Raw genomic sequence first — 26,661 nt, 5'->3', positions numbered from 1 at the left:
CCTCCAATAGAAAGATGCATTATCTGGTTTAAAAGATAATTCTTTTAACTGGAAAAATACATACTAAAATTATTTGAAACAAATTTAGAACAAATATCGGACTTCAAATTTGTTAAGTTTGAGTTTATAATTAATAATGTGTGATTGACACTTTTACTTTTACTGAAAGGGTTAATTTTTTATTTTAATAAAATAAAAGTTAGAACAAAATTACTATTAATCATAATTTTCAGCTTCTTTAAATTAGCATATGTATACTAAAGTGTTATTATAATTTACAATTTTAAAAAGTTGAGAGGAAATTTAAAAAAATAGATAAAATAAACCAATGATTTGATTTTATAATTATTTAGAATTTACAGAATACAACAAACGACAGTATCATATATTTTCATAATCATAAGCCTTAAGTATATGTTGATAAAACAACCCGAGATAAATTTAGTTTTATAGCTCAACTTTTAGAGTTATATTTTTTTCTTTATTTATATTTTTAGTTTATTATATCTCTTTCCTCTTTTCCACCACTTATTATCTCTTTGATCATTTCTAATTTACCTTTATCGTTATATCCTATCTTAATTTTGAATAAATAATATTTTTCTTTTTCAAGAAACATATGCCCTTTTGATAACGATTCATATTTTATAGGAATTACAACCTCATAATTTTCATATTTATCATTGAGTTCGATAGGGTGTTTACAATAATATTTCTGATAAATCTTCATCCATTTATCTATGGGTTCGTATATTTTTATTATATCAAAACTACTTTCACATAAATTCGTTATAAAATCAATTTTCTGAGGAATATATAAACTATCTGTATTTAGAAATTCAGAAATGTATTCTCGATCAAATTCAACTCCCAAAAATTTTCTTAAATCCTCAAATATTCAGTATTTTTTTGGCAAATCTTTTCTTAATTCTTTCACTGTTACACTATCTTTAGTTATATCCAGATTTGTATAATAAAAACCTAGAGAACCGCCTGTAGAATAGCCTTTAGGATAATAATCCATATTTAAAGAAACCGAATTAATTCCTACTACATGGCATTGCTTATTGCTTTTAAACTCTTTGGAAAGTATAATTGATTTATATACCTCAATTTTTAAATGATCAATTGGACTAACATCTACATTATTTATTTCTCGACTGCTTATTTGTCCTTGCAATACATAGATAAAAGAAAAATTAATTAAAATCAAAAGTTTCTTCATATACATGATAATTTATAGTTGTTAGAAATCTTAAAATAAATAAGTTATTAATATTTCCTTTATTTTGCCCAACTACTACTACATTCATTATCGTGGATTTTCAACTTATTTATTAAATTAATCTAATTCAACTACTTTCATTGATTTTACCTTTGTACTTCCTTCGTATAATTCTATTTTATATAAAAGATATTTAGGTTTTTCTTTAAAAGATTCATAAATAACAGGAATTACTACATTTGCTTTATTTAGTAAAATATTAGCTTTATAAATTTTCATCCAACTATCTAAAGGTTCTTGTATTTTGATAACATCAAAACTACTATCACATATATCCTTTTGTAAATTTCTTTTGGCATATAAACTATCCATTCTCTGCAATTGAGAAACAAGTTCATACCCTTGAACTGTATTTGATAACTTATCTTCTATGGAATAAACCCTATAGTTTTCAGATAATGAATTTCTCAAGTTTAATATTGACACACTATCTTTCTCTTTTTTTATATTATGAAAACCTATTTGACTATTAAAATCCATTCTAAGAGAAGTGGGTTGTACTATAATTATATGACATTTTTCATCACTTTGTAATTCTTCAGAGAAAAGAATTGATTTATAAACCTCTTCTTTAGCCTTATTCACATAAGATAATTTAAGTGTATCTATTTGCCCATATAAAAATATATTTATCAAAATAGTACTAAGAAAAATTATAAATTTCATCTTTCCCATTATATTTTAGCTTTATAACGTAATTCATTTGAACTAATTTTAAGTAATTGTTTTCATTAATGATGCCTATACCTTGATTTTTTGGATATTTTTTAGGTGGACTAGGATAATTAGTATCTCGACTATCTATTTCAGATTTATATAATTCATCACTTCCATTTAAAAAACCAAATTTCATTTCAACATTTCCCGCCTGACTAGCATTTACTGCATAACCACCATATGATTTTTTATCAGGAATTCCTATTTCTCTTCTTATTACATTACACAATTTAGCTTCAACTTGTGTTGGACCTTCGGTGGTAAATTCTTTAGAAAATATATCATATTCATCATCGGTAAGCTTCAGTAAGACATGTCCTAAAAACTCATGTTCTAAAACCCTCGACAAGCCATTATACCGAGCTGTCAATTTAGGTAAAATTAATTTAAACTCTTTGTAACAAGCAATATCATAATCTGATAATTTATAATACATATATTTTATATTTAAATCATCAATGAAATCTTCTAAATCTATACAAGCTACATTCCCTATCATATTCAAAATTTTATCTCCCACCGATCCGTCATTATATTTATAATTTTTTATTTTCTTTCTATATCCAGGAACTACTCCCAAAAACATAGGTTCTTTTGCATAAATATCAAATAACAAATGACCATTCTCATTATAAGTATTACCATTCTTATCTTTATTATCTGAATAAACTTCATATCCAAAATTATATCCAAATAACAACTTACCCTTAGATACTTGATCTCTGCTTAATTCTCTTTTCCAATGTGCAATTGCAGTTGGAGATATTTTTTCATAGGCTGGAGCACATTCGCCCTTATAGTATAGCATTTCATTTTCTTTGTCATAGGCAATCTTGATACCGTATTCTTCATTAAATGCTTTTTGTAATTTCCTAGGTATGTCGTATATCTGTTGCCCCTGTTCATCATAAAATCGGGTATGTATTCCTCCTTGTTTGGTACTTACATTTACTTCACATTTCCCTTCTTTTTTCCAATTGGAAATATAAGCATATATAGTAATTTTATCCAAAGAATCAGTTTTCGAAATGTCTAACGTTACTTCTTGTTTTCCAATAGTTTTAGCCGATAATTGTACTGCATCTTCATTGAGCTGTAACGACCATTTAATTTTCATGAGTTCTGCCGGCGATTTCAATTCCCTATTAAATTGAGTAATTTTAATTTTATAGGATTTTCCTTTTTCCACTGTTGAAACCTTTTCTCCTTCTTCATTTAAAGGGCCCTCTATATGAATTACTTGCAAAGGCTCAGGCGGTTTATAATCATTCAAATATTCTACCCCACCTTGCTCCCCTGACATAACCACTTGCTTGGCGGAATAAAAGGTCAAGTTATCATGGGTTGACTCTAATATAAGAGATTTTTTTGCTCTTTTAATACTTTCTCCACCTATTCTACGAACAATGTTACCGCCTTCCATTTTTTACTCTTTTTTTAAATTTATTATATAGCTTTTGTGTCTTAGTTATGAATTTTTGTGTCGAAATACTATCAACTGATTTTAAAATCTGATCAATTTAATCAGCTTTTCAAACGGATGTTTACTTCGGGTTTGCTTGCCGTATAGGTGGTAAAAAAGATCTTTATAAACTTAATATAAAGAGTTTGAGGTTTTAAAAATTTAAGTAAGTAATCTAAATTTTCTGCTGTTGTAGAAGGAATTTTTTCTCCATAGACAGCCTGAATGGTATATTTCATAGTAATCTGATTTAATAAATAGGCTCAACAAATATACTAGTATTTTTTATTTTATTTTATATTTTTCTGCTATATATTTTGCCTGTTTTACTATAAATACAGTTTTTGTACGATTAATATAACAAATTACCTTGTTTAAAAGAAATATTCAATAAATTTAAATATGTAGTATAAGTAGTCTTATGAATTTATTCTATATAGCCTTGCTTTAAAAGAATTGGAATTGACTAATTTTGGGTATACAAATAAATTTTTCTTATATATTATATTTGTTTTAGTTTTAGAATATATTATAAAATTTTAATTTATATGATTAAAATTTGGAAAGGAGTTAATTTTTTAATTGTAATATTTTTAATATTAATTTGTTTACTAGGGACATTTTATAAACATATTTCATTTGGTTTAGGATTAGGCGATATCATTTTTGGTTATATACCATTATATTTTATAACCATTACACATATATATTTAACCATTATTTTAAGAAAAAATGGTATTAAAACATTTATTTTGCTAAGTACTATATTTTTGACATTAACACTCTTTATCTGTTTAAAAGCAACCCTATGGAGAGGTCCTCAATATCGTTGGAATGGAAATATATTTTACATTCCATGTGGTAACGAAATAAACATTAGAAATCAGAATATAAATAAAATTGTATTAGTTGAAATGTGCACCGGCGATTATATCTCCGAATTTACTGCTGAATGGGATGGAAAATTTATGAAAATTGTAGATGGAAATTTAAATATTCCTAATAAATTAAATAAATACATAGATTATCCTATCAAACATGTTAAAATCGAAACAGAAATTTTTAAAAATTATAATGGTGTTGTTGATTATGTAAAAATAGATACCTTAAAAATAAATCATCAATATAAATTAAAAGGAAAAATAATTAAAATACAAAATAAAATTCCTGTAATTAAAGTGACTATTTATTAAAAATATAATAATACATAGTTTACTTTCTTTGTTTCAATGATTTTAAATACTACTAGATTAAATATCATTTTCTAAAAATGATTATTTTATACATATGAAATCTTTAATCAATATTCTTTAATTTAGTAATATAAATGCTAATCAAACTCCCCACTTACAACACAGTTGGATTCTTAACAATTTAATCTAAATTCATTTTTTATTTTAAAAGATAAAGAAAATATTTATAAATCCATAAATAACTCTCAATTTTTTGCACTTTAAACCTATTAAATTCGTTTAACAAAATATAAATTATTTCCCGATACAGTAACAAAATCCTTCACATGAAATATAGTGTTTTCACATTAAGTAGTATCCTATTTAGGAAAACTTTTATATCATTGTAAAGTAAAACAAAATAAAGTATTTAACTTAGTTTTCTGACTATTTCACTTAATAGTACATCCATATCCGAACTAAAATTTATTTGTGTTTTATTTGGTAATGTTTCTTTTTTTCTTATGTGTGTATGTAAATATGAATCAGAAATATTCCTAAGAGATTTGTTTAAGTGCTCCATAGATTTTTTAAAACTTTTACTTCCATAGTTATTGGTCACTTCATTAAAATTAGAGTATCCAAATATAGGAGGAATATGATCAATAATAGCTCTCATTAACATTCCAACACTTAAATAATTTTCAAACAAAAAAGTGAAATTTAACTCTTCACAAAATTTAATAAGTTTACTTAAATCAAAATCACTATTTTTAATATTTCTAAGTTCTGAAAGTCTTTTCGGATCAATAAAGTATTGATTATTAGATTTGTTTTCTATTAACTTTTCCAATAATAATTCTCTATTTTCATTAATATTAAAAATTCTATCATCATTAGTTATTAATGTGGTCTTATTAATTTTTTCTTTATTTAAATATTCTTCCCAACTACTAAATTTTAATACAGTCTCTCCTTTTTCTGTTAAACTTGAAACAACATTATCTCCATTATTTTTCTCTTTCACATTTATAAATCCATTATCTTTTAGATAATTAAACGATTTATCAAAAAGAGGTTGATAATTTTCTTTATCTGTTTCTTGTTTTAATACAAAATATTCTATTTGATCATCTCTATGAGGTTGTTTCATATTACTCACAAAAAATAAAATTCCATATCTCAAATCGTATTCTTCACTCATTTTAATATTAATTTAATATTACCCAACAAATTTAATGAAATAAAAATCTATCAAAATATGATAATTTATCTAAAATTAACCAGCTTCCAAAAATTGTATAGAAGAAATTACCATATATCCATTATTTTATCTCCCTGTTTATTAAAATGGATTACTTTTACCATATCTTTTGGAAACTCATTCCAATCGATAATAACATCAATACTTTCTTCTTTATATAAGTTTATAAATTCGGCATTGTTTAGATTACTTATTAATCATAAAAGTAAATAATTAACCAATAAGAATTTGGGAAGAATAAGTATAGGATAAGAAACAATCAGAAAGAAAAATATTTCCGTAACCCGTATTTAGAAAAGGATTTATTTTATGATTGTTTCTCTTGGATTTTTTGATGCCCCAGCCTATTTACCGATACAAAATTTACCAAAAATATTTCCTAGCAGTTCATCATTTGAAACTTGTCCCACGATTTCCCCGAGGGCTTCCAAGGCACGTCGCAAATCAATGGCAATCAATTCGCTGCTTAATCCGTTTTGTAAACCTTCTTTACATAAAAGTAAAGATTCTCTCGCTCGAATCAAAGCATTCACATGACGTACATTAGTTACAATTGTTTGAGAAGTTGACTTTTGAGATTCTATATACGAATACATGTTTTCTTTAAGTTCTAAAAGATCCGGATTTTGCTTAACAGAAACCATCAGTACCGTATATTTCTGTAAAATTTCATCGGGAATTTCAGAAACAGTGAATTTGCTATTCTTATCCAGCTTTGTTAAACATACAATGATAAATACGTCTTCCCTCTGAAATTTAATAAGATCAGATTTTATCTCTTCCCAATTTAACTCAGTTACATCTGCCAAATATAAAATAATTGAGGCTTCCTTGGCCTTTTCCAAAGCCTTGGCTACTCCTATAGCTTCTATTTGATCTTCCGTTTCCCGTAATCCCGCCGTATCTATAAATCGAAATTGAATACCATTTATAACTAACGATTCTTCAATGGTATCTCGAGTAGTTCCCGCAATATCGCTGACGATGGCCCTTTCCTCCTGCAATAAAGCATTTAACAAAGTTGATTTTCCTGCATTTGGCTTTCCTAGAATAGTAACCGGAACACCGTTTTTAAGAGCATTCCCGTAAGAAAATGATTCGATTAAAGGATTAATAACCCCTAAAATCTTATCCATCAATTGTACTAATTGAGAACGATCGGCAAATTCAACATCTTCCTCAGAAAAATCCAATTCCAGCTCTAGAAGTGAGGCTAAATCCAATAATTCAATTCGTAATTCCTTGAGAAGAGAAGAAAATCCCCCCCGCATTTGTGATAAAGCCATGTCGTGACTGGCTTTATTTTCGGCAGAAATTAAATCGGCAACTGCCTCGGCCTGACTTAAATCTATACGTCCATTAAGAAAAGCACGTTGTGTAAATTCTCCTGCCAAAGCCAATCGACACCCTTTTTTAAGTAATAGGGAAAGAATTTGCTGTTCAATATATTGGGAACCGTGACATGTGATTTCCACCAAATTTTCTGCCGTAAAAGTTTTAGGAGCTAAAAAAACGGTAACCATCACTTCATCAATCGTTTCATTTTCATCTTTAATAAAACCATAATGAACCGTATGAGAAGGTACCTCATTTAGATTTTTACCCTTAAAAACAGAATTAACTAAAGAAATTGAATTTTTACCGGAAACCCTGATAATTCCTAATGCCCCTGTTCCCGGTGGAGTAGCTAATGCACAAATAGTATCTTCAAACAACATCAATATAGATAATAAAAAAACTAATTAGGTTTACAAAGTTTATCAATATAAAGCTTTCCTTGCAGGTGATCGAATTCATGTTGGAAAATAGTACCGGTATAATCTTCGGCACGGCTTCCGCCTAAAAATTTATGAGTAACCTTTTTCTCATTTTGGTCCGTATATTCCACCTCAATCCAGGCATAACGTTGCGAAGCTCCATATCGGTCAGGTACGGATAAACATCCGTCATTCTGAAAACATAGTAATTCGGTAGAATGGGAAATAATCCGTGGATTAATAGCAACTTCTACCGTTTTTTCTTCCTTATCCAATCGATAAAATAAAAAAACATTTCGATTTACTCCAATTTGAGGTGCTGCAATTCCTACTCCGTTTTCTTCCAACATAGTTAAGTACAGCTTCTTTATCAGCTGCTCCAAGTCTTTATTATTGTGTATTTTTTTTATTCGTTTAGAAGGTTTTCTAACAATCAGTGAATCCTCTTTGTGATTTATCTTTAAAACTCTTGCCGGAGAATCGGGTGACTGATAAATAATTGCTTTCTCTGAAGAGGTAAAACAACTTCCACATGATGTTAGTATGACAAACAATGTCAGATATGCTATTTTATACATTTTTTTAAGGTTTGAGTTTTTTTTGGTTGTTGATTTTTATCAGTATTTTATTTTTACTATCCAGAAGTGTAGAAAAAAACTCGCTCATCTTTTGGTACTCTTCCGAATCCTGAGGATTTATAAATGAATATTCCTTACCGGAACATAAGACTATCTTGTATTTGGTATCTTTTCCATCATACAAACGTTTACTCTCACCGCTTTTAATTTTTTCAAGTAAATGAATATCTAAAGTAGATTCTAATTTTTTCCAAACAACTTCAGGTGTTTTTTCCAGCTCTTTTGCGCTTGTGTTCGTTCTTCTGATAATTGAATGATACGAACTATTCTCTTGAGTAATCATAAAAGATTCTTCCCAACCATTCATCCCTCCGTAATTAGAATACTCAACTTTGCAAAGCTTATCCTTGCTAACCGTTTTAGGTTGCTGAGATTTACAAGCAAAGCAAGTAACCAGCATGATAACTAAATAGAAAATTCTTTTCACTTTAGAATGAAATGCTTAAACTTTTAATTTTTTTTGAAAAAGCTGTCTACAAACTCATATTTATTAAAGGGTTGGAGATCTTCCATTTTTTCGCCCACTCCAATATATTTTACCGGAATTTTAAACTGGTCGGATATACCGATCACTACTCCTCCTTTGGCTGTACCGTCTAATTTGGTAACCGCTAAAGCACTAACTTCGGTAGCTGCCGTGAATTGTTTGGCCTGTTCAAATGCATTTTGTCCGGTGGAACCGTCTAATACCAATAATATTTCATGAGGAGCATCGGGAATTACTTTTTGCATAACCCTTTTTATTTTACTAAGCTCATTCATTAAATTAACCTTATTATGCAAACGACCCGCAGTATCAATTAATACCACATCGGCACCTTGCGCTTTTGCAGATTGAACGGTATCAAAAGCCACAGAAGCAGGATCTGATCCCATGCTTTGTTTAATTATTGGAACTCCTACTCTTTCAGACCATATGACTAATTGATCTACGGCTGCCGCACGGAACGTATCCGCAGCTCCTAATATAACTTTCTTTCCTTGTTGTTTAAACTGATAAGCAAGTTTTCCTATAGTCGTTGTTTTTCCAACTCCATTAACTCCCACTACCATGATAACGTACGGTTTTTTATCCTCCGGAATTTGAAATTCAGAATCAGAACTTTTATTTTCTGCCAATAAATTCATAATTTCTTCTTTTAGAATTTGATCTAATTCTGAAGTATTCATAAATTTATCTCTGGCAACCCTTTCTTCTATTTTTTTTATTATTTTAAGTGTGGTTTCAATTCCTACATCGGAAGAAATCAGCACTTCTTCCAATTCATCAAGAACCTCATCATCGACTTTACTTTTTCCTGCAATAGCTCTCCCAATTTTATCAAAAAAAGATCGGCTAGATTTTTCCAATCCCTTGTCTAATGTTTCTTTTTTCTCTTTTCCGAAAATTTTCTTAAACCAACTCATATAGGATATATAATATAACAAAAATAAAAAAAAAATCATTCACAATGAAGTGAATGATTTTTTTTAAAACCTTAAAAACCTATGTTATGAAAACTATTTCTGTTTTAAAAATGTGTCTACGTTATCCGCATTCACAACTTTTTCTTCAAAAACGTAAGCTCCGGATTTAGGAGACTTAACCATTTTGATCACTTTGGTCATTTTTTTAGATTCTGTACGTAATGTTGCTACAACCTTCTTTGCCATGACTAAAATTTATTATTTAATTTCTTTGTGTATAGTATATTTTTTTAACACCGGATTGAATTTTTTCAATTCAATTCGTTCCGGAGTATTCTTTTTGTTCTTAGTTGTTATATAACGAGACACTCCCGGCATTCCACTCTCTTTATGCTCAGTACATTCTAAAATTACTTGTACTCTATTACCTTTCTTTGCCATTTTAATTTTAATTTTTAGTAATTGATAAGACCTTGTTTACGAGCTCTTGCTACAGCTTCTTCAATTCCTATTTTATCTATAATTCTTAAACCATGTGCAGATACTTTTAAAAATACCCAAGCATCTTCTGATGGTAAATAGAATTTTTTCTCCATCAAATTTATTTCAAAACGTCTTTTTGTTTTGTTATTGGCGTGCGACACATTATTTCCTACCATTGCACGCTTTCCTGTTATTTGACAAATTCTAGCCATTATCTTAAATCTAAATAATATTCTTTTTCCTTGAATCGGGTTGCAAATTAACAAATTATTTTTGACTCTACCAACTTTTTTACTTTTTATTTTTTGATATTGTGTTTCCTTTTTAGGGCATTCTTATTTATTTTATTTAAAAAAGTTTTGGATATCGCATAAGCCAATAATATTCCCGCCAGCAGCAATGCCAATCTGGCGATTACATCGCCGTATTTCACATAAGTTGTAAGTGAAGTATTTAAATTAATATCCCCCTTTAGAGCCCCCCGTTTTCCATAGTCTAATTTTTCTACGATATCTCCCCGTTGGTTTATAAATGCTGAAATTCCACTATTGGCTGAGCGCCCTATATCTCTTCTGGTTTCAATGGCTCGTAATCGCGCATAAGCCAATAACTGCTTATGTCCTTGCGAATCGCTCCACCAAGAGTCATTGGTCATTATAAATAATGCGTTAGCTCCTTTTTTCACGAATTCTCCGACGTATTCTCCATATATGCTTTCATAACATATTATAGGAGCGGCTTTTAATCGGTTCTTCGAATTTGTGAATATAGTCGGATGGTCTTGTACTCCTAAACTTTCCATAGATCCGCCAAAATTCATCATATATTCTCCTAGTATAGGCTTTAATACAGCTGCATAAGGGAAATGTTCTACTCCTACCACTAATTTTGACTTATTATAATATTGAACCGGATCATTCAAATTTACTTGTACGGCAGAATTATATAGATCAATCCATTGGTTATACTGTTTGAGATAACGGGCTGTAGGAGTTTGTTGTTGAGTAAAATATTCAGCTAACGATCCACCCGATACCAAACTTAATTGAGGGTAATTTTTCAGCCATTGCTTTATTTGAGTTATGTAGATATCGTTTTCAAGATTGTTTACCATTACAAATCCATTTCCCGGAAAAGCAGTTTCAGGAGCAACTACAAATTGTGTGGCAGGGGTTATTTCTTTATCTACTGTTTGTAATAATTCTTGAAGAATTACAGTCCCGTCCAAACGATACTTATCGGCATATGGGTCAAGTGCCGGTTGAGCTAAAACCACTTCTATTTTTTCAGAAGCTTTTTCATGATACGATTGATATCTAAGGAGGGAAATAGCCAGGGGAATTCCTATAATGGCCAGGTTATAGCATAGAGATTTCCATATATAGGTTTTATTATGCGTAACTTGATAAGCTCGTAGGTAATAAAAGAATATCAGGTTTGCTGTTAATACCCATAAAGTTCCGCCCATAGTGCCGGTTATTTCATACCACTGAATGGTTTCAGGATAATTAGCAAAGGCATTTCCTAAATTCAGCCAGGGCCAGGACATTTCCCAAGTTAGATGAAATTTTTCAAAACAGATCCAAAGGGTTGGAAAGAAAATAATCCCGAAGCGAGTACCTGTTTTTCTTTTTACAAAATGAAAAAAAGTAAAAACGAAAGACATTAACAAACTGTTTACGAAAAGAGGAAACAAAAATGCCATCCAAGAATGGGACCCGTCCGGATTTTGGGCGAAATGTAGCCATTGGGTTGCTCCCCAGTTCCAAAGGAAAAAGGCCAAATAGGATAATCCAAAAATCTTCCAATCGGAGAATTTTTCTTTTTTTACAGTAATATCATGTTCAACCAATAAAAGGGGAACAAAAGCAATAAACAGCAAAAAGGGAAAGCCATATGCAGGCCAAGACAGAGCAAGAAGCAATCCACTGACTATTGCCGGAATAAATCTTTTCATATACTTGTAAAAATAGTTATTTTTGAGTTTTTAAACGCTTCAAATCTATGAATAAATTATTTTTTATAGTTCTGCTCTCCTTGATTTTACTTTCGTGTAAAGCTCATTACAGGGAATCAGTAAATACCTATACTACCCCACCCGAAGTAGGAATCCTTACTTCCGATTTACCCAGATACAGCAAACCTCCGTCATCCGTAAAACCTGTTAAATTAGATGAGTCTCTTCCTTCTTCAAAAAAAGACAGTATAGTTACTTCTAAGGATACCATTTCTTCTCCCTCCCACACAATTAATAGAGAAAATCCTTTAATTCAAACAGTTTCGGTATCCACCTTTTCATGGGAAATAGGAATACGCCAAACGCAGATTGTTGATGTACGAACACTGGTTGAATACAAAAGTGGCCATATATATGATGCTGTTAATATGAGTGTAGACGATCCCAGCTTTGAAAACCAAATTCAAGAATTAGATAAAAACAGTCCGGTAGCCGTTTATTGTAAATCCGGAATACGAAGTTTTTATGCGGCTAATGTTTTAAAAGATCATGGGTTTCAAATCATTTATAATTTAGACGGAGGACTTAACAGCTGGTTGAAAAATGGAAAGGAACTTGTAAAGTAAAAAATAATTATAATCATTAAATATATGAAGTCTATCTCAAAAATCTTAACTCTATGTTATTCTATTGTTTTACTTGTAAGTTGTTCCATACGCGAGGAAATTACGTTCAATCCTGAAGGCAATCTTACGTATTCTTATATGATTGATGCCGGTGAATTTATGAAAATTATGCCTGATAGTCTAAATAAAGGTATTTATAAAGACACTCTAATTTCATTCAACAACTTACTTACTCAAAAAAAGGATAGCATATCAAAATTATCTCTCGAGAATCAAAAAAAGTTAGAAGCACTTAAGCCTCTATTTATCAAAGTGCACCAAGATGAAAAGAAAGGGGAATTTTATGTATTGATTTACGGAGATTTCACCAATAGTGCGTCTTTAAATTCCGCTCTCGACGCTTTAAATTCTATTGATAATTCAAAAAACAACCCTTCTAAAAACATGGAATTTCTCACCAACTCAACTTTTCATTGGAAGGGCAACGTATTTAGTAAAAAGTCCGTGAAATCCGAAAGTTTAAAAAATGATTCTGTGGCTCAAAGCATTCTCCCCTTATTTACCGGTGGTACTTTTAAAACCATTTATACGTTTCCGAAAGAAATAAAGAAAGTAAACAATTCTTCGGCCGTAATTTCTCAAGACAAAAAAAGTCTTTCTATGGTATTTGATGCTGCCGAGTATTTGGCTGCTCCTCAAAAAACGGATTTAAAAGTGGAGCTGGTAAAATAATTACATAAAATTAGTACTTAGTACAATTTTTATTTTATACTTCTTGCAATGAAGTAACACGATGCCGGTTTCAGTTGTAAAATCTAAGACAGCCTCCTAGTAACTCATTTACATTTATTTACATATTTTGTACCTTTGCGTTGTTAAATAGTAAATGTGTACTATGAATTCTCAAACTCAGATAAAATGCCCGAATTGTGGAAATGTAATCGATGTAAATGATATTCTTAAACATCAATTAGAAGAATCCATAAAGAAAGAATACCAAGAAAAATTTCTTTCTTCTCAAAAAGAACTTCAAGAAAAAAACAATTTATTGGAGCGGCAAAAAGAAGAATTTGAGGCCAAGAAAAAGAAAGAGAATGAAATTTTTCAGGAAAGACTCTCGAAAATAACCAAAGAAAAGACTCTTGAAATTGAAAATTATTTAAAAAAGAAAATTGAGGAAGAGAATCAAGAACGCATTTTTCTTTATGAAAAAGAATTAACCGAAAAATCTGAAAAGCTTCAAGAGTTAAATAAGATGCAAGCGGAGATTTTCAAATTAAGTAGAGAAAAAGAAGAGTTGAAAGCCGTTTTTGAAGCAGAAGCTCAAAAAAAATTAACTGATGAACTTCTACGAGAAAGAGAAAAAATTCGCAAACAAGAAAATGAAAAAAATGAGTTAAAGTTTAAGGAGTTACTTAAACAACTGGAAGATCAGAAAAGACTCACTGAAGAAATGAAGCGAAAACAAGAACAAGGATCCATGCAATTGCAGGGAGAAGTTCAGGAATTAGCTATTGAAGAATGGTTAGCTCAAAATTTTCCTTTAGATACTATTAACGAAATAAAAAAAGGGGTCCGTGGTGCCGATTGCCTTCAAATTGTAAATACCCGTGAAATCCAAAATTGCGGTTCAATTTATTATGAAAGTAAAAGAACAAAAGATTTCCAAAACTCATGGATTGAAAAATTTAAAAATGATATCCGTGAGAAAAAAGCAAATACCGGGGTTCTTATTACTGAAGTAATGCCTTCAGACATGGATCGAATGGGAATGAAAGAGGGCATTTGGATTTGTACCTATAATGAATTTAAGGGGTTGAGTGCCGTTTTAAGACATTCTATCATTCAATTCAGCACCATTATTAAATCCCAAGAAAATAAAGGCGATAAGATGGAAATGCTCTACGATTTTCTTACCGGAAATGAATTCCGTTTACGAATAGAGGGTATTGTTGAAGGATTTACTCAAATGCAAGATGAGCTTAGTAAAGAAAAAAGGGCTATGATGAATATATGGTCCAAACGGGAAAAGCAAATCGAAAAGGTAATCGAAAATACAATTTCCATGTACGGCTCCATTAAAGGAATAGCAGGAAATGCCATTCAAAATATACAAGCTTTAGAATTAAATACTGACGAAACCTTAGGCTTTGATGAATAAATAATAGACACAATACTAAAAAATATGCTTCTTTATATATAATTTAGAATTATATTTGCAGTACTCTTCAATAACATAACCTAAAAAAAAAGTCTATGGAAAAAAATATCTTTGAAGGCACTCCTATTGAAGATCTTCACCCAAATGACATCGCAGAACAACTTGAAGAGCTATCCGAAAAAGATCGGATTTTAAACTTTTTTCTGCTTCCTCGTAATCAAAAAACGGATGTTTTTACGTATTTAGACCCTAAAATTCAACAAGAATTGTTGCATGGTTTAGGTAAAAAAGACATTGCCGATTTATTAAACGAAATGGCTCCGGATGACCGTACAGAATTTTTTGTAGATCTGCCGGACGATCTCATTAAAAACACCATAAACTTATTAGACGAAAACGAGAGAAAAATTGCTTTACAGCTTTTAGGATATCCGGAAGACAGCGTAGGTCGTTTGATGACGCCTAATTATATACAAGCTAAAAAATACTGGACGGTAAAACATACGTTACAACATATTAAAAAATATGGAAGGAAAGCAGAAACTCTAAATTTCATTTACATTGTCGATGAGAATGACAAGTTACTGGATGATATCAAAATAGGAAAGTTATTACTTGCCGATGATGACAGTAAATTGGAAGAATTAGGAGATGACAATTTCATTGCTTTAAAAAGCATGATGAACCAGGAGGATGCCATTCGCGTTTTTGAAGATTATGACCGAAGCACCCTTCCCGTTATTTCCGAAACCGGGGTATTGGTTGGTATAGTTACCGTGGATGATATCTTGGATATTGTTAAGGAACGAGATACGGAAGATATACAAAAATTTGGTGGTGTGGAAGCTTTGGATATTCCTTATCGTGATACTCCACTCTTAACTTTATTTAGAAAACGAGCCGGATGGTTAATCATACTTTTTCTTGGAGAAATGCTTACTGCCAGTGCCATGGTCCATTTTGAAGAGGAAATTGAAAAAGCCGTGGTTTTAGCCCTTTTTGTGCCTCTAATTATCTCCAGTGGGGGAAATTCCGGATCCCAAGCAGCTACCCTGATTATACGGGCTATGGCTTTGCATGAAATCAAATTGAAAGACTGGTGGTACGTTATGAAAAAAGAAATTTTTTCGGGTCTCTTATTAGGGATCACTTTAGGTGTAATTGGTTTCATCAGAATACTTATATGGCAAAATCTTAATTTTTACGATTATGGCCCTCATTGGCTGCTCATCGGAATTACGGTTGCCACTTCACTTATCGGAATCGTATTATGGGGAACCCTTTCCGGTTCTATGATTCCTTTCATTTTACGTTTATTTAAATTAGACCCTGCTACCTCCTCTGCTCCTTTTGTGGCAACGATGGTGGACGTAACCGGATTAATTATTTATTTTACTATCGCTTCTCTTATTTTAAGCGGTGTGTTACTCTAAATTTATTCTAATTTACGTAAATACGTTAATTGGTATTCAGGAACTAGTTCGGGATGTATGATTTTAATGAGATCCGATAATACTTTATCCGCATAAATGCTTCCGTACTCGTAGTAGTCATTAGCGAATGATTGGTTTTCTTTGTTATTTAATGCATATACGTTTCCTGTTTGATACGCTTTAAACCATGCATAGTTTGTATTGGAATTTAACAAATCTCTTTTAGACTTAAAATTACTGGTTCCTATCCATAAATCGGCATTTTTAGCTTTACTTAGTACTTCTTCAAAAGTCATGGGAACCGATCCTGAATTTTTATTATCCTGCCATAAATAATGAGCTCCCGCATCTCTGAAAAGAGTAGCTAAAAAGCTTTTTCCTCCTGCCATATACCAGGAATCTCCATACATAATTCCGGTAAAAACGGTGGGTTTCATACTTGTATGAGCCGATTTTTCTTTTAATTTTAAATAGTTTTCTTTTACTATAGAAAAGATGCTGTCGGCCTTTGGGAGCTGTTTAAAAACTGTTCCGAATAGTTTTAGATATTCTGTTTTTCCTAATGGATGTAATTCCATAAATTCTTCTACATAAAGAATTTTAATACCCTGTTTAGACAGTTGATTTAAAATTTTTTCATAATTGGGGTTATGTCCGGATATAATTAAATCCGGTTTTAAAGCTAAGATTTTTTCAAAATTCAACGTTCCGTCATTTCCTATATCTTCGATGGTATTGTTTTTAATTTTCTCTTTGATTTTTGGATTATAGAAATAATGGGGTGAACAAACACCTACAATGGAGTTAATCTCTCCCAATGCATCAATATACGCCGAGGCAGAAGTAGTAGTAATTACACATCGTTTACTTTTATAATGCTGGGGGAAAACTAAACGACTGCCCGCAGATGTTATAATTAGTTGATTATTTTCGTTTTGAATTGAAAAATTAGTCGCGTATTCGTTTTTAGAAGCAACGGATTTTTCTAAAGATTTTCTGCAAGAAAATAAGACAATTGCAAATACACAAAAAATGAATATTTTCCTCATAAACTATTCATGATTTTCGTTACAAAACTACTTAAAGTAAACATTTTTTTAATTTATTATTACACATATTTTTATTTTATCAGTATTTCGATTTAAATCTTAAATATATTATCCCAAATTTAAGTCTTCCTATTTTGAACTTTCTATTATAAACGTTTTTAATTCATTACTATTTAAAAATATAATCTCTTTAAATATATAAAAACATAAAATTTAAATTTAATTGTTTAAACAAAGATCTTATACACTTATAAACATTTTATTTATTATTAAATGTTATTAATTTATTTATTCCTTATTCATTATTTTTTAACATAAATTTTATGATATCAATCACTTTTAATTAAATTATACGTTATTTTTTAAATATATTTGTCTTTATAACTATACTGTTTTTAATTTATTAATGAACGGTTTAACATTTATTTTTTATGAAGAATTTTTTACTTTTTTTATTTTATTTTTTATCCATATTTTTTTTACAGGGTCAAGTAAAGGTCATTGATATGGAAGACCCCGGCAGCTTATCTAAGCTATTAGGTAATGAGGTTAATACGATTACCAATTTAACGATTAATGGAAGTATAAATCCTGATGATATAAAAACGTTAAATAATATGAAAAAATTAACGGTTTTAGATCTTTCCAACTCATCGGTTACGGACGGAATACTTCCTAAGGGTGCATTCCAAAGTAATTCCGTTTTAAAAGAAATAATTCTCCCTTCTAATCTAACAATTATTTCTAAAGAAGCTTTCAAATATGCGTATAATATCAGCGTGAATGCTTCTAAATGCTCCAAACTTAAAAATATTGGCGATTATGCTTTTAATGGAGTTAAGGGTAAAGTAGTACTTCCCGAACATCTGGAATCTTTACCTTACTTTTCTTTTGCTAGGTTTAATGGTACTATTAGTCTTCCTAAAAATCTGAAAACTATAGGACAAGGGGCTTTTCATAGTTCAAATATAAATGCTTTGGATCTTAGTCTTTGTCCTCTTTTGGAAACTATTTCTAAACAAGCTTTTGAATATGCATATAATATCAGCGTGGACGCTTCTAAATGCTCAAACCTTAAAAATATAGGCGAAAATGCTTTTAATGGAGTTAAGGGTAAAGTAGTACTTCCCGAACATCTGGAATCTTTACCTTACTTTTCTTTTGCTAGGTTTAATGGTACTATTAGTCTTCCTAAAAATCTGAAAACTATAGGACAAGGGGCTTTTCATAGTTCAAATATAAATGCTTTGGATCTTAGTCTTTGTCCTCTTTTGGAAACTATTTCTAAACAAGCTTTTGAATATGCATATAATATCAGCGTGGACGCTTCTAAATGCTCAAACCTTAAAAATATAGGCGAAAATGCTTTTAATGGTGTTAAGGGTAAGGTAGTACTTCCCGAACATCTAGAATCTTTACCTTACTTTTCTTTTGCTAGGTTTAATGGTACTATTAGTCTTCCTAAAAATCTGAAAACTATAGGACAAGGGGCTTTTCATAGTTCAAATATAAATGCTTTGGATCTTAGTCTTTGTCCTCTTTTGGAAACTATTTCTAAACAAGCTTTTGAATATGCATATAATATCAGCGTGGACGCTTCTAAATGCTCAAACCTTAAAAATATAGGCGAAAATGCTTTTAATGGTGTTAAGGGTAAGGTAGTACTTCCCGAACATCTAGAATCTTTACCTTACTTTTCTTTTGCTAGGTTTAATGGTACTATTAGTCTTCCTAAAAATCTGAAAACTATAGGACAAGGGGCTTTTCATAGTTCAAATATAAATGCTTTGGATCTTAGTCTTTGTCCTCTTTTGGAAACTATTTCTAAACAAGCTTTTGAATATGCATATAATATCAGCGTGGACGCTTCTAAATGCTCAAACCTTAAAAATATAGGCGAAAATGCTTTTAATGGTGTTAAGGGTAAGGTAGTACTTCCCGAACATCTAGAATCTTTACCTTACTTTTCTTTTGCTAGGTTTAATGGTACTATTAGTCTTCCTAAAAATCTGAAAACTATAGGACAAGGGGCTTTTCATAGTTCAAATATAAATGCTTTGGATCTTAGTCTTTGTCCTCTTTTGGAAACTATTTCTAAACAAGCTTTTGAATATGCATATAATATCAGCGTGGACGCTTCTAAATGCTCAAACCTTAAAAATATAGGCGAAAATGCTTTTAATGGTGTTAAGGGTAAGGTAGTACTTCCCGAACATCTAGAATCTTTACCTTACAGGTCTTTTGCTAATTTTAATGGATCTGTTAGTCTTCCTAAAAATTTAAAAGCTATTAGTAAAGAGGCTTTTTATAATTCAAATATTAAATCTTTGGATCTGTCACATTGTTTTCAACTGGAAAAATTAGCCGATTACGCTTTTTATGGTATTAAGGAAAAAGTGATCCTTCCAGATCATCTGGAATCTTTACCTTACAGGTCTTTTTCTAATTTTAGTGGATCTGTCATTGTTATACCTAAAAATTTAAAAACTATCGGGAAAGAGACTTTTTATAATTCAAATGTTAAAACTTTGGATCTGTCACATTGTTTTCAACTGGAAAAATTAGCCGATTACGCTTTTTATGGTATTAAGGAAAAAGTGATTCTTCCGGATCATCTGGAATCATTACCTTATAGATCTTTTGCTAATTTTAGTGGATCTGTCATTGTTATACCTAAAAATTTAAAAACTATCGGGAAAGAGACTTTTTATAATTCAAATGTTAAAACTTTGGATCTGTCACATTGTTTTCAACTGGAAAAATTAGCCGATTACGCTTTTTATGGTATTAAGGAAAAAGTGATCCTTCCAGATCATCTGGAATCTTTACCTTACAGATCTTTTGCTAATTTTAGTGGATCTGTTATTGTTATACCTAAAAATTTAAAAACTATTGGGAAAGAGACGTTTTATAATTCAAATGTTAAAACTTTGGATCTGTCACATTGTTTTCAACTGGAAAAATTAGCCGATTACGCTTTTTATGGTATTAAGGAAAAAGTGATCCTTCCAGATCATCTGGAGTCATTACCTTACAGATCTTTTGCTAATTTTAATGGATCTGTTAGTCTTCCTAAAAATTTAAAAACTATCGGACAAGAGGCTTTTTATAATTCTTTAATAAAAGAAATAACTTTACCTGGCTCGCTTAAAAAAATTGATACAGAGGCTTTTAATGGTGCTAAACAATTAGTTTCTATTACCAGTAACAATACAATTCCGCCTTCTTTGGGTAAAAATGTATTTAATGGGGTTGATAAAAATAACTGTTTGTTACAAGTTCCTAATTCTTCTCGTCAACTATACGCAAAAGCCGATCAATGGAAAGATTTTCAATTTAAAGAGGCCAATTTATTTATTTCTTTAAATTTACCCGATACAGATTTCTCAGTTAATACCCCTTTTTTAGTTTCCACTACTCTTGAAAATAAGGGTAAATCCGAAGCTAATAATAATGGTGAAGTAGCTTATTTTTTATCTGAGGATGATCGTTGGGATGATAACGATTACTTACTAGCTAAACATTCTATCTCTGAAACTATACCTGCCAAGGATAAAATTTCTTTTACTACCTCAATATCTTTCCCTGATAAATTAGGCGATTTTTTCTTACTTGCTGTAATCATTCCTAAGGACTCAGCGGATATCCCATTGGAAGATTACTCAAGCTTTGCAGGAAAAATACATTTATCCCCTGAATATAAAGTGAGCATAAACCCCTTAGATAAATCCGTTTATTCCAGAGGGGAAAAAATAATTTTTAATGGTAAAGCCCGGTTGGCTGATAAAAGCCCTGCCATTGATAAAAATATTAAAATTAATTTAGTTACTGCAGGTACGAAAAGGGAGTTTTTTTCTAAAACTAATTTCAAAGGAGAGTTTACCTACACCTTCACCCCTTTTGATGAAGAATTCGGTTTTTATCAAGTGGGAGCTTCTCATCCTGATATCTCTACTTCTGCAGCGCAGACTGATTTTACTATTCTTGGTATTGACATTATCGACAGCGATATTATATTTAAAGGTATAGTAAACAATACTGTAGAAGGATCTATTGAAGTTAAAAATAAAACCCATCTTACTTTACATACTATTACTGTCCTTCGTAAAGTTAATTCCGATAGTTATTCTATTTCTTTTGAACCATTAACCGTTTTAGAACCGGGTAAATCAGCTTTTTTAAAATATAAGCTTATCGCTAAAAAGGTTACCTTGACTGATAATTACGAGTCTTCAGACTTCGACATTAAAGCAGAGGAGGGTAATTTGGTTGAATTCTCCGCTAAATTTACCGCTACTACAGGTAAAGCTTATCTGGAAGTGAAAAAGTTTCCTAAAGATATTACTGTAACTAAAAGCAAAAAACGTTTGGTTGAATATACTCTTTTTAATTCCGGAAAAGAAAATACGGGTAAAATCTCTCTTTCTTTACCTTCTGAAGATTGGTTCAAAATTTTAAGTCCGGCCACTGCTTCTATTGATAATTTACCGCCGGGACAAACTGCTACCTTTACTATTGAGCTCACAGGTAAGTCGAATCTTCCTTTGAATTCACCATTCAAAGGATCCATAGCCGTAAATACCGAAAAAGCCAATTCAATATTAATTCCTTTTGACATTGAGCTTGTTTCTGAAAATGTTGGATCTTTATGGGTGGATGTGGTTGACGAATATTCTTATAATACACCAAGTAAACCTCATGTTAAAAATGCTAAAGTGGTTATTTCACATCCATTTTCCGGTAAGGTGTTGAGCGAAGGATTAACCGACCAAAATGGATTGTATAAATTGGATAGTATTCCGGAAGGATATTATACCGTTTCTGTTTCTGCTGATAAGCATGAAAGTTATAAAAATAATATTTTAATAAACGCCGGTAAACTCAATAATCAACGGGTGTTTATTTCTTACATGGGGGTTTCATATACCTGGGAGGTAACTCCAACAGAAATTGAAGATGAATATGATATCGATTTAAAAGTTGATTATGAAACCAATGTTCCTCAACCGGTGGTTATTATGGAATTCCCTAAACCCTTACCGGATCTTAAACCGGGTAATACGTACAGCTTTATGGTTACTTTAACCAATAAAGGACTTATCGCGGCTGAAAATGCAAAAATTCAATTTGATTCATACAATAATTACGTATTTACCCCTTTAGTTAATAAAGTAAATATTCCTGCTTTAACGGCTATACAAATACCGGTAGTAATGAGTATGAATAATTCAAATAATAATAGTTCCAATGGAAATAGTGAAAACAACAATAACAACAATGGTTCCAATGGAAATAGTGAAGACAACAATAATAACAATGGTTCCAATGGAAATAGTGAAAACAACAATAATAACAATGGTTCCAATGGAAATAGTGAAAACAACAATAATAACAATGGTTCCAATGGAAATAGTGAAAACAACAATAACAACAATGGTTCCAATGATAATAACAATAATTCAGATAATAATACTCCTACTAATGATAGTAATAAGGATACAAACGATGATAAGGTTAACAAAAATAATGGCTGCATAAGTTATGTTAAAGTTTTTTATGAATACAAGTGCGGTAACACTACAGTTAAAAAGTCTTCTTACAAGATAACCCATATTAACCCAGGTTGTAATACCAATAATTCTTCGGGACATTTATCCAATGGAAGCGTGAGTCATGGAAGTGGTGGGTTTATTCCTATTGTTATATCGGGTGGCTGTACCCCTTTATCTCAATGCCTTATTGAAGCTGGTGGAGCAATTATAAGTTGTATCCCAGGACTTCCTCCACATATAGGTTGTGAATATAGCTATGCGACTTCCGGTTTAACAGCAAAAAATATCTTTCTTTGCCATATCAACGTCATTCCTGTATACGGGTACGCTATAAATTGTTTGGTTTCTTTATACGATTTTTATAACTGTTACTATTCCGATAAAAACAAATTTTTTAAATCAGGAGCAAACTATAATGAAATAAATGACCTAGAAGCTATCCTTAACTTTATAAAAACTTCCGATAATTTTAATTCCGAATATTATGGAGACGATATTGTAAACAAGTCCTCATTTGGAAAATTCGCAAATGCAACTTCTGCTTATTTAGGTGACAATAAACCTTTTTCACCTCAAGATATTGCCGATATCAAAAGCCTTTTTGTTAATTCCGATTTAAGCTCTTCTACCATGGATTACTTCTTTACTCGATGGAATTTGACTGTTGAGGCCTGGAATAAAGGGGTTTGGGCTTCTAATGAGAATTATCTTGATATTGTTAATAAAAACAAGATTGATGACTATTTGAAGACTATGATTTCTATAAAAGAATATGTAAGTTCCAGAGGATATGATTCTTTAGATGAATTATATGCAGACAGGCTTAATGAAGCTAAAGAATATATTACTCGAAAACAAAATTCCGTTTGTGCTAAAGTTTCATTAGACATTAAGCAAAAAATGGTTATGACAAGAGAAGCTTTTGAAGGGGATTTTACTCTAACTAATGGTAGCCAACAAAAAGGGATTACTAATATTAAGCTTGATATAGAAATTAGAGATGATCAAGGTAAATTAGCTAATGAACTTTTCCAAATTAATATTAAATCTCTTACAGATTTATCCGCCATTGATGGTACCGGATCTTTAGACCCGGGCAAAAAAGGTTTTGCCTCCATTTTATTTATTCCTACCAAGAAAGCGGCCCCTAATCAAAAGAAATCATATTCTTTTGGCGGTACTCTTTCATATACCAATCCTCTGACTGATGAAGTAACTACGATTAAATTGTTCCCATCTATATTGGATGTCCATCCTAGTCCCGAAATTTATCTAGATTATTTTATGCAGAGAAACATTTTCGGGGATGATCCGTTAACCGAGGATATTGAACCTATCATCCCGGCTGAATTGGGGCTTATTATTCACAATAAAGGAATGGGAACGGCTAAAAATGTACATGTTAGTTCAGCTCAACCACAAATTATTGATAATCAAAAAGGATTAGCTATTGATTTTGATATTATTGGTTCCAACTTTAACGGTAAAAAACGTCAATTGGGAATTACCAATATCGATTTCGGAACTATAGAAGGTGGTAAAACTGCGGTTGGACAATGGTGGTTTACCAGCTCTCTTTTAGGTCATTTTATAGATTTCGAAGCAAAAATTTCTCATTCTAATAGTTTTGGTAATCCGGACCTTAGCTTAGTAGGTGGTATTAAAATTCATGAATTGATTAAAAGTATCCGAGTATACGGTAATCAGGATGATGGCATAAATGACTTCTTAGTTAATGATAATCAAGATATAAAAGATTTTCCTGACTCGTTATTCTTATCTAGCGGTGGAACTGAGCCAGTGTTCCGTACTAAAAATATCGTAATTAAAGAGAAAAATCCCGATACTATTGTATCTCAAATTGAAATTACTCCTTCTAAAGAAGGATGGAATTATGGTTTAATCAATGATCCTTGGAACGGCAAATATGTGATTACTAAGATTGTTCGTAATGATGGTGTGATTATTCCGTTGGATAACTTCTGGTTAACACAATGTACACTACATGATAATGCGGATCCTGTTTATGAAAATAAGTTACATGTCATCGATAAATTTGAATCTATACATAGTGCTATCTATACCGTTTATTGGGAAATCAATAAAAATAATGCGGTGAGGGTCGAGGCTATTACTCATGTTCCTGAAAAAACTATTTATGAAAGCTTGAATTATGTTGATGTCAGATTCAATACACCTATTAATCCTGCTACTTTTACTTACAAAGATCTTTATTTATCTTGCCAGGGTGGTAAAAATTTAATCGACTCCGGCATAACAATACATAAAATCGATGAAAGAAACTATCGCGTGTATATTGAATCTAAAACTATGAAGTTTGGGTATTACAGATTCCGTGTATTAACCAATGATATAGAAGATGCTAACGGAAATAAGGGGTCAACAGGTAAAGAAGCCGGTTGGACTCAATCCCCTCAAATTAATGTAATTAATGTTTCAGGTATTCTTAATGATGGACAGCCTGTGGATAAAGTAACTATTCAATTTAATATGCCGGTGAATTTTACTAAGGAGGCCATTTATCTTAGAAAAGGTAATTCTGAAACAATACTTTTAGATAATGTAACTATAACCAATAGTGAAGATAAAACTATTTTTACTGTTCAAGGTTTAAAACAATATAATTATATGGATGGTAACTATACATTAGTTATAGACCTGTCTAAAGTTACGGATACTAACGGTAATAAAGGGAAGGATAATCATTCTGAAAAATGGATGGTATATCCTGCTAATGCTAGCATTAGGTTATATCCAAATCCAGTATTATATAACCTTACTCTTGAATCTAATATTCCTTTTAAGTGGTATCATATTGTCTCTCTTTTTGGTAAATCTGAATTTTACCAAACTTTCCCGGATCATACTTACAAGGCTATTATTAAAACCAATAATTCTTGGAATAAAGGAATTTATTTGATTTTCATTTATGACAGTAACAATAAATTAATTGCAGTTAAAAGATTTATTAAAATTTAACTCTTTTAATTTATTTTAAGTATTTTATTTTTTTATTATATTTTAAATCACGGGGAGAATTATCGTTCTCCTCGTGATATTTATTACTCTATCTAATTTATAATATGTTTTGAATTTTTTATCTATGAAGAGAAAGATATATAAAATATACAATTTGACAATTTATTAATATACTACGTTAATTTTAAAAGCAACCATACAATTATTCATCAAAAAAAACAAATGCCAAAAAAAAATACATTTTTGGCATTTGAAATTTATTTACTCATTGAATAAATAAATCGTTATAGAATTTTAGTGTTAATAAACCCTGATTACGAATTTATTACATCAAATGTAAGAAATTTAACCTTTGGCTGTTACCGTAATTTCATAATTAAAATAATTATCATAAAATAGATAAATTATTCACAATATATATCTTATATTATTTTTTATCTCTTAAAAAATAAATAGAAAAAAATAATAAGTATCAATAAGTATAAAATTGAGATTATTTATATTATATAAAAATTATGTTAAAATTTATTATTTTAAAAATAGAGCCAACATTTTATCCTTCATTTAATTGAACATCATTGTTTTATATACGTAAGCAAATTAAAATATGAGATATTTAGCTTAGTATTTTTTATATTTTTATGAAATTATATATTCATAAAATTTATAAAAACTAAAATGAATGTTTGATTCATTTT

Annotated in this window: 21 protein-coding genes; 6 read left to right on the top strand and 15 right to left on the bottom strand. The window is 30.5% G+C overall.

What is annotated here, in order from left to right; genetic code table 11:
* Window positions 1-493 precede the first annotated feature (493 nt).
* The 5 genes from G8C43_RS08550 to G8C43_RS08530 form a co-directional block, all read right to left on the bottom strand.
* Entirely contained in the window at window positions 494-874 is a 381-nt protein-coding gene (locus tag G8C43_RS08550; RefSeq protein WP_166005457.1) for a hypothetical protein, read from the bottom strand.
* Between the two features lie 24 nt (window positions 875-898).
* Window positions 899-1,225 (bottom strand): hypothetical protein, encoded by a 327-nt coding sequence (locus G8C43_RS08545; protein ID WP_166005455.1) that lies wholly within the window; start codon window positions 1,223-1,225, stop codon window positions 899-901.
* Between the two features lie 117 nt (window positions 1,226-1,342).
* The gene (locus G8C43_RS08540; protein ID WP_166005453.1) at window positions 1,343-1,870 is read right to left on the bottom strand and encodes a hypothetical protein; all 528 of its coding nucleotides are present in this window, start codon (window positions 1,868-1,870) and stop codon (window positions 1,343-1,345) included.
* Window positions 1,871-1,928: 58 nt separating this feature from the next.
* Window positions 1,929-3,425 (bottom strand): hypothetical protein, encoded by a 1,497-nt coding sequence (locus G8C43_RS08535; RefSeq protein WP_166005451.1) that lies wholly within the window; start codon window positions 3,423-3,425, stop codon window positions 1,929-1,931.
* A 101-nt stretch (window positions 3,426-3,526) separates the two neighbouring features.
* Complete coding sequence (locus G8C43_RS08530; protein ID WP_166005449.1) at window positions 3,527-3,703, bottom strand: hypothetical protein; 177 nt, start codon at window positions 3,701-3,703, stop codon at window positions 3,527-3,529.
* 309 nt (window positions 3,704-4,012) lie between these two features.
* On the opposite strand from G8C43_RS08530, the gene G8C43_RS08525 reads away from it, so the two are divergent.
* Window positions 4,013-4,657: a hypothetical protein gene (locus G8C43_RS08525; protein ID WP_166005447.1), complete on the top strand. Its 645-nt coding sequence runs from the start codon at window positions 4,013-4,015 to the stop codon at window positions 4,655-4,657.
* A 409-nt stretch (window positions 4,658-5,066) separates the two neighbouring features.
* On the opposite strand, the gene G8C43_RS08520 is transcribed toward G8C43_RS08525, so the two are convergent.
* The 9 genes from G8C43_RS08520 to lnt all read right to left on the bottom strand — a co-directional run bounded on the left by G8C43_RS08520 (window position 5,067) and on the right by lnt (window position 12,142).
* Window positions 5,067-5,840, bottom strand: coding sequence for a hypothetical protein (locus tag G8C43_RS08520; RefSeq protein WP_166005445.1), 774 nt, complete (start codon window positions 5,838-5,840; stop codon window positions 5,067-5,069).
* A gap of 404 nt (window positions 5,841-6,244) precedes the next feature.
* Complete coding sequence (gene mnmE, locus G8C43_RS08515) at window positions 6,245-7,618, bottom strand: tRNA uridine-5-carboxymethylaminomethyl(34) synthesis GTPase MnmE (RefSeq protein WP_166005443.1); 1,374 nt, start codon at window positions 7,616-7,618, stop codon at window positions 6,245-6,247.
* A gap of 20 nt (window positions 7,619-7,638) precedes the next feature.
* Window positions 7,639-8,235, bottom strand: a complete 597-nt coding sequence (gene def / locus G8C43_RS08510; RefSeq protein ID WP_166005441.1) for a peptide deformylase — start codon at window positions 8,233-8,235, stop codon at window positions 7,639-7,641.
* Window positions 8,236-8,239: 4 nt separating this feature from the next.
* A complete protein-coding gene (locus G8C43_RS08505; protein WP_166005439.1) occupies window positions 8,240-8,722 on the bottom strand; it encodes a hypothetical protein in 483 nt (160 codons plus the stop codon).
* 23 nt (window positions 8,723-8,745) lie between these two features.
* On the bottom strand, window positions 8,746-9,702 hold the full coding sequence (gene ftsY / locus G8C43_RS08500) for a signal recognition particle-docking protein FtsY (protein ID WP_166005437.1): 957 nt from the start codon (window positions 9,700-9,702) through the stop codon (window positions 8,746-8,748).
* A gap of 93 nt (window positions 9,703-9,795) precedes the next feature.
* Entirely contained in the window at window positions 9,796-9,948 is a 153-nt protein-coding gene (locus tag G8C43_RS08495; RefSeq protein WP_105297293.1) for a DUF4295 domain-containing protein, read from the bottom strand.
* Window positions 9,949-9,960: 12 nt separating this feature from the next.
* Window positions 9,961-10,143 carry a 50S ribosomal protein L33 gene (gene rpmG / locus G8C43_RS08490; RefSeq protein WP_055425117.1) on the bottom strand — a complete coding sequence of 61 codons (183 nt, stop codon included), beginning with the start codon at window positions 10,141-10,143 and terminating at the stop codon, window positions 9,961-9,963.
* Between the two features lie 14 nt (window positions 10,144-10,157).
* Complete coding sequence (rpmB, locus tag G8C43_RS08485) at window positions 10,158-10,397, bottom strand: 50S ribosomal protein L28 (RefSeq protein ID WP_055425116.1); 240 nt, start codon at window positions 10,395-10,397, stop codon at window positions 10,158-10,160.
* Between the two features lie 86 nt (window positions 10,398-10,483).
* Window positions 10,484-12,142 (bottom strand): apolipoprotein N-acyltransferase, encoded by a 1,659-nt coding sequence (gene lnt / locus G8C43_RS08480; RefSeq protein WP_166005434.1) that lies wholly within the window; start codon window positions 12,140-12,142, stop codon window positions 10,484-10,486.
* Between the two features lie 47 nt (window positions 12,143-12,189).
* Between lnt and G8C43_RS08475 the strand changes: the two genes are divergently transcribed.
* From G8C43_RS08475 to mgtE, 4 genes are all read left to right on the top strand, one after another.
* The gene (locus G8C43_RS08475; RefSeq protein WP_166005432.1) at window positions 12,190-12,768 is read left to right on the top strand and encodes a rhodanese-like domain-containing protein; all 579 of its coding nucleotides are present in this window, start codon (window positions 12,190-12,192) and stop codon (window positions 12,766-12,768) included.
* A gap of 24 nt (window positions 12,769-12,792) precedes the next feature.
* Window positions 12,793-13,500 carry a hypothetical protein gene (locus tag G8C43_RS08470; protein WP_166005430.1) on the top strand — a complete coding sequence of 236 codons (708 nt, stop codon included), beginning with the start codon at window positions 12,793-12,795 and terminating at the stop codon, window positions 13,498-13,500.
* 163 nt (window positions 13,501-13,663) lie between these two features.
* Window positions 13,664-14,929, top strand: a complete 1,266-nt coding sequence (locus tag G8C43_RS08465) for a DUF2130 domain-containing protein (RefSeq protein ID WP_166005428.1) — start codon at window positions 13,664-13,666, stop codon at window positions 14,927-14,929.
* Window positions 14,930-15,024: 95 nt separating this feature from the next.
* Window positions 15,025-16,362 carry a magnesium transporter gene (mgtE, locus tag G8C43_RS08460; RefSeq protein WP_160542736.1) on the top strand — a complete coding sequence of 446 codons (1,338 nt, stop codon included), beginning with the start codon at window positions 15,025-15,027 and terminating at the stop codon, window positions 16,360-16,362.
* Window positions 16,363-16,364: 2 nt separating this feature from the next.
* Here mgtE and G8C43_RS08455 read toward each other — a convergent pair whose 3' ends face one another.
* Complete coding sequence (locus G8C43_RS08455) at window positions 16,365-17,411, bottom strand: ABC transporter substrate-binding protein (RefSeq protein ID WP_166005426.1); 1,047 nt, start codon at window positions 17,409-17,411, stop codon at window positions 16,365-16,367.
* Between the two features lie 431 nt (window positions 17,412-17,842).
* Here G8C43_RS08455 and G8C43_RS08450 point away from each other — a divergent pair, with 431 nt between their 5' ends.
* On the top strand, window positions 17,843-25,963 hold the full coding sequence (locus G8C43_RS08450; RefSeq protein ID WP_166005424.1) for a leucine-rich repeat protein: 8,121 nt from the start codon (window positions 17,843-17,845) through the stop codon (window positions 25,961-25,963).
* Window positions 25,964-26,661 lie beyond the last annotated feature (698 nt).

This window comes from Apibacter sp. B2966, assembly GCF_011082485.1.
In the GTDB taxonomy this organism is placed as follows: domain Bacteria; phylum Bacteroidota; class Bacteroidia; order Flavobacteriales; family Weeksellaceae; genus Apibacter.
Note: the sequence above shows the minus strand (reverse complement) of the source record. Positions and strands in the feature narration are given on the sequence as shown.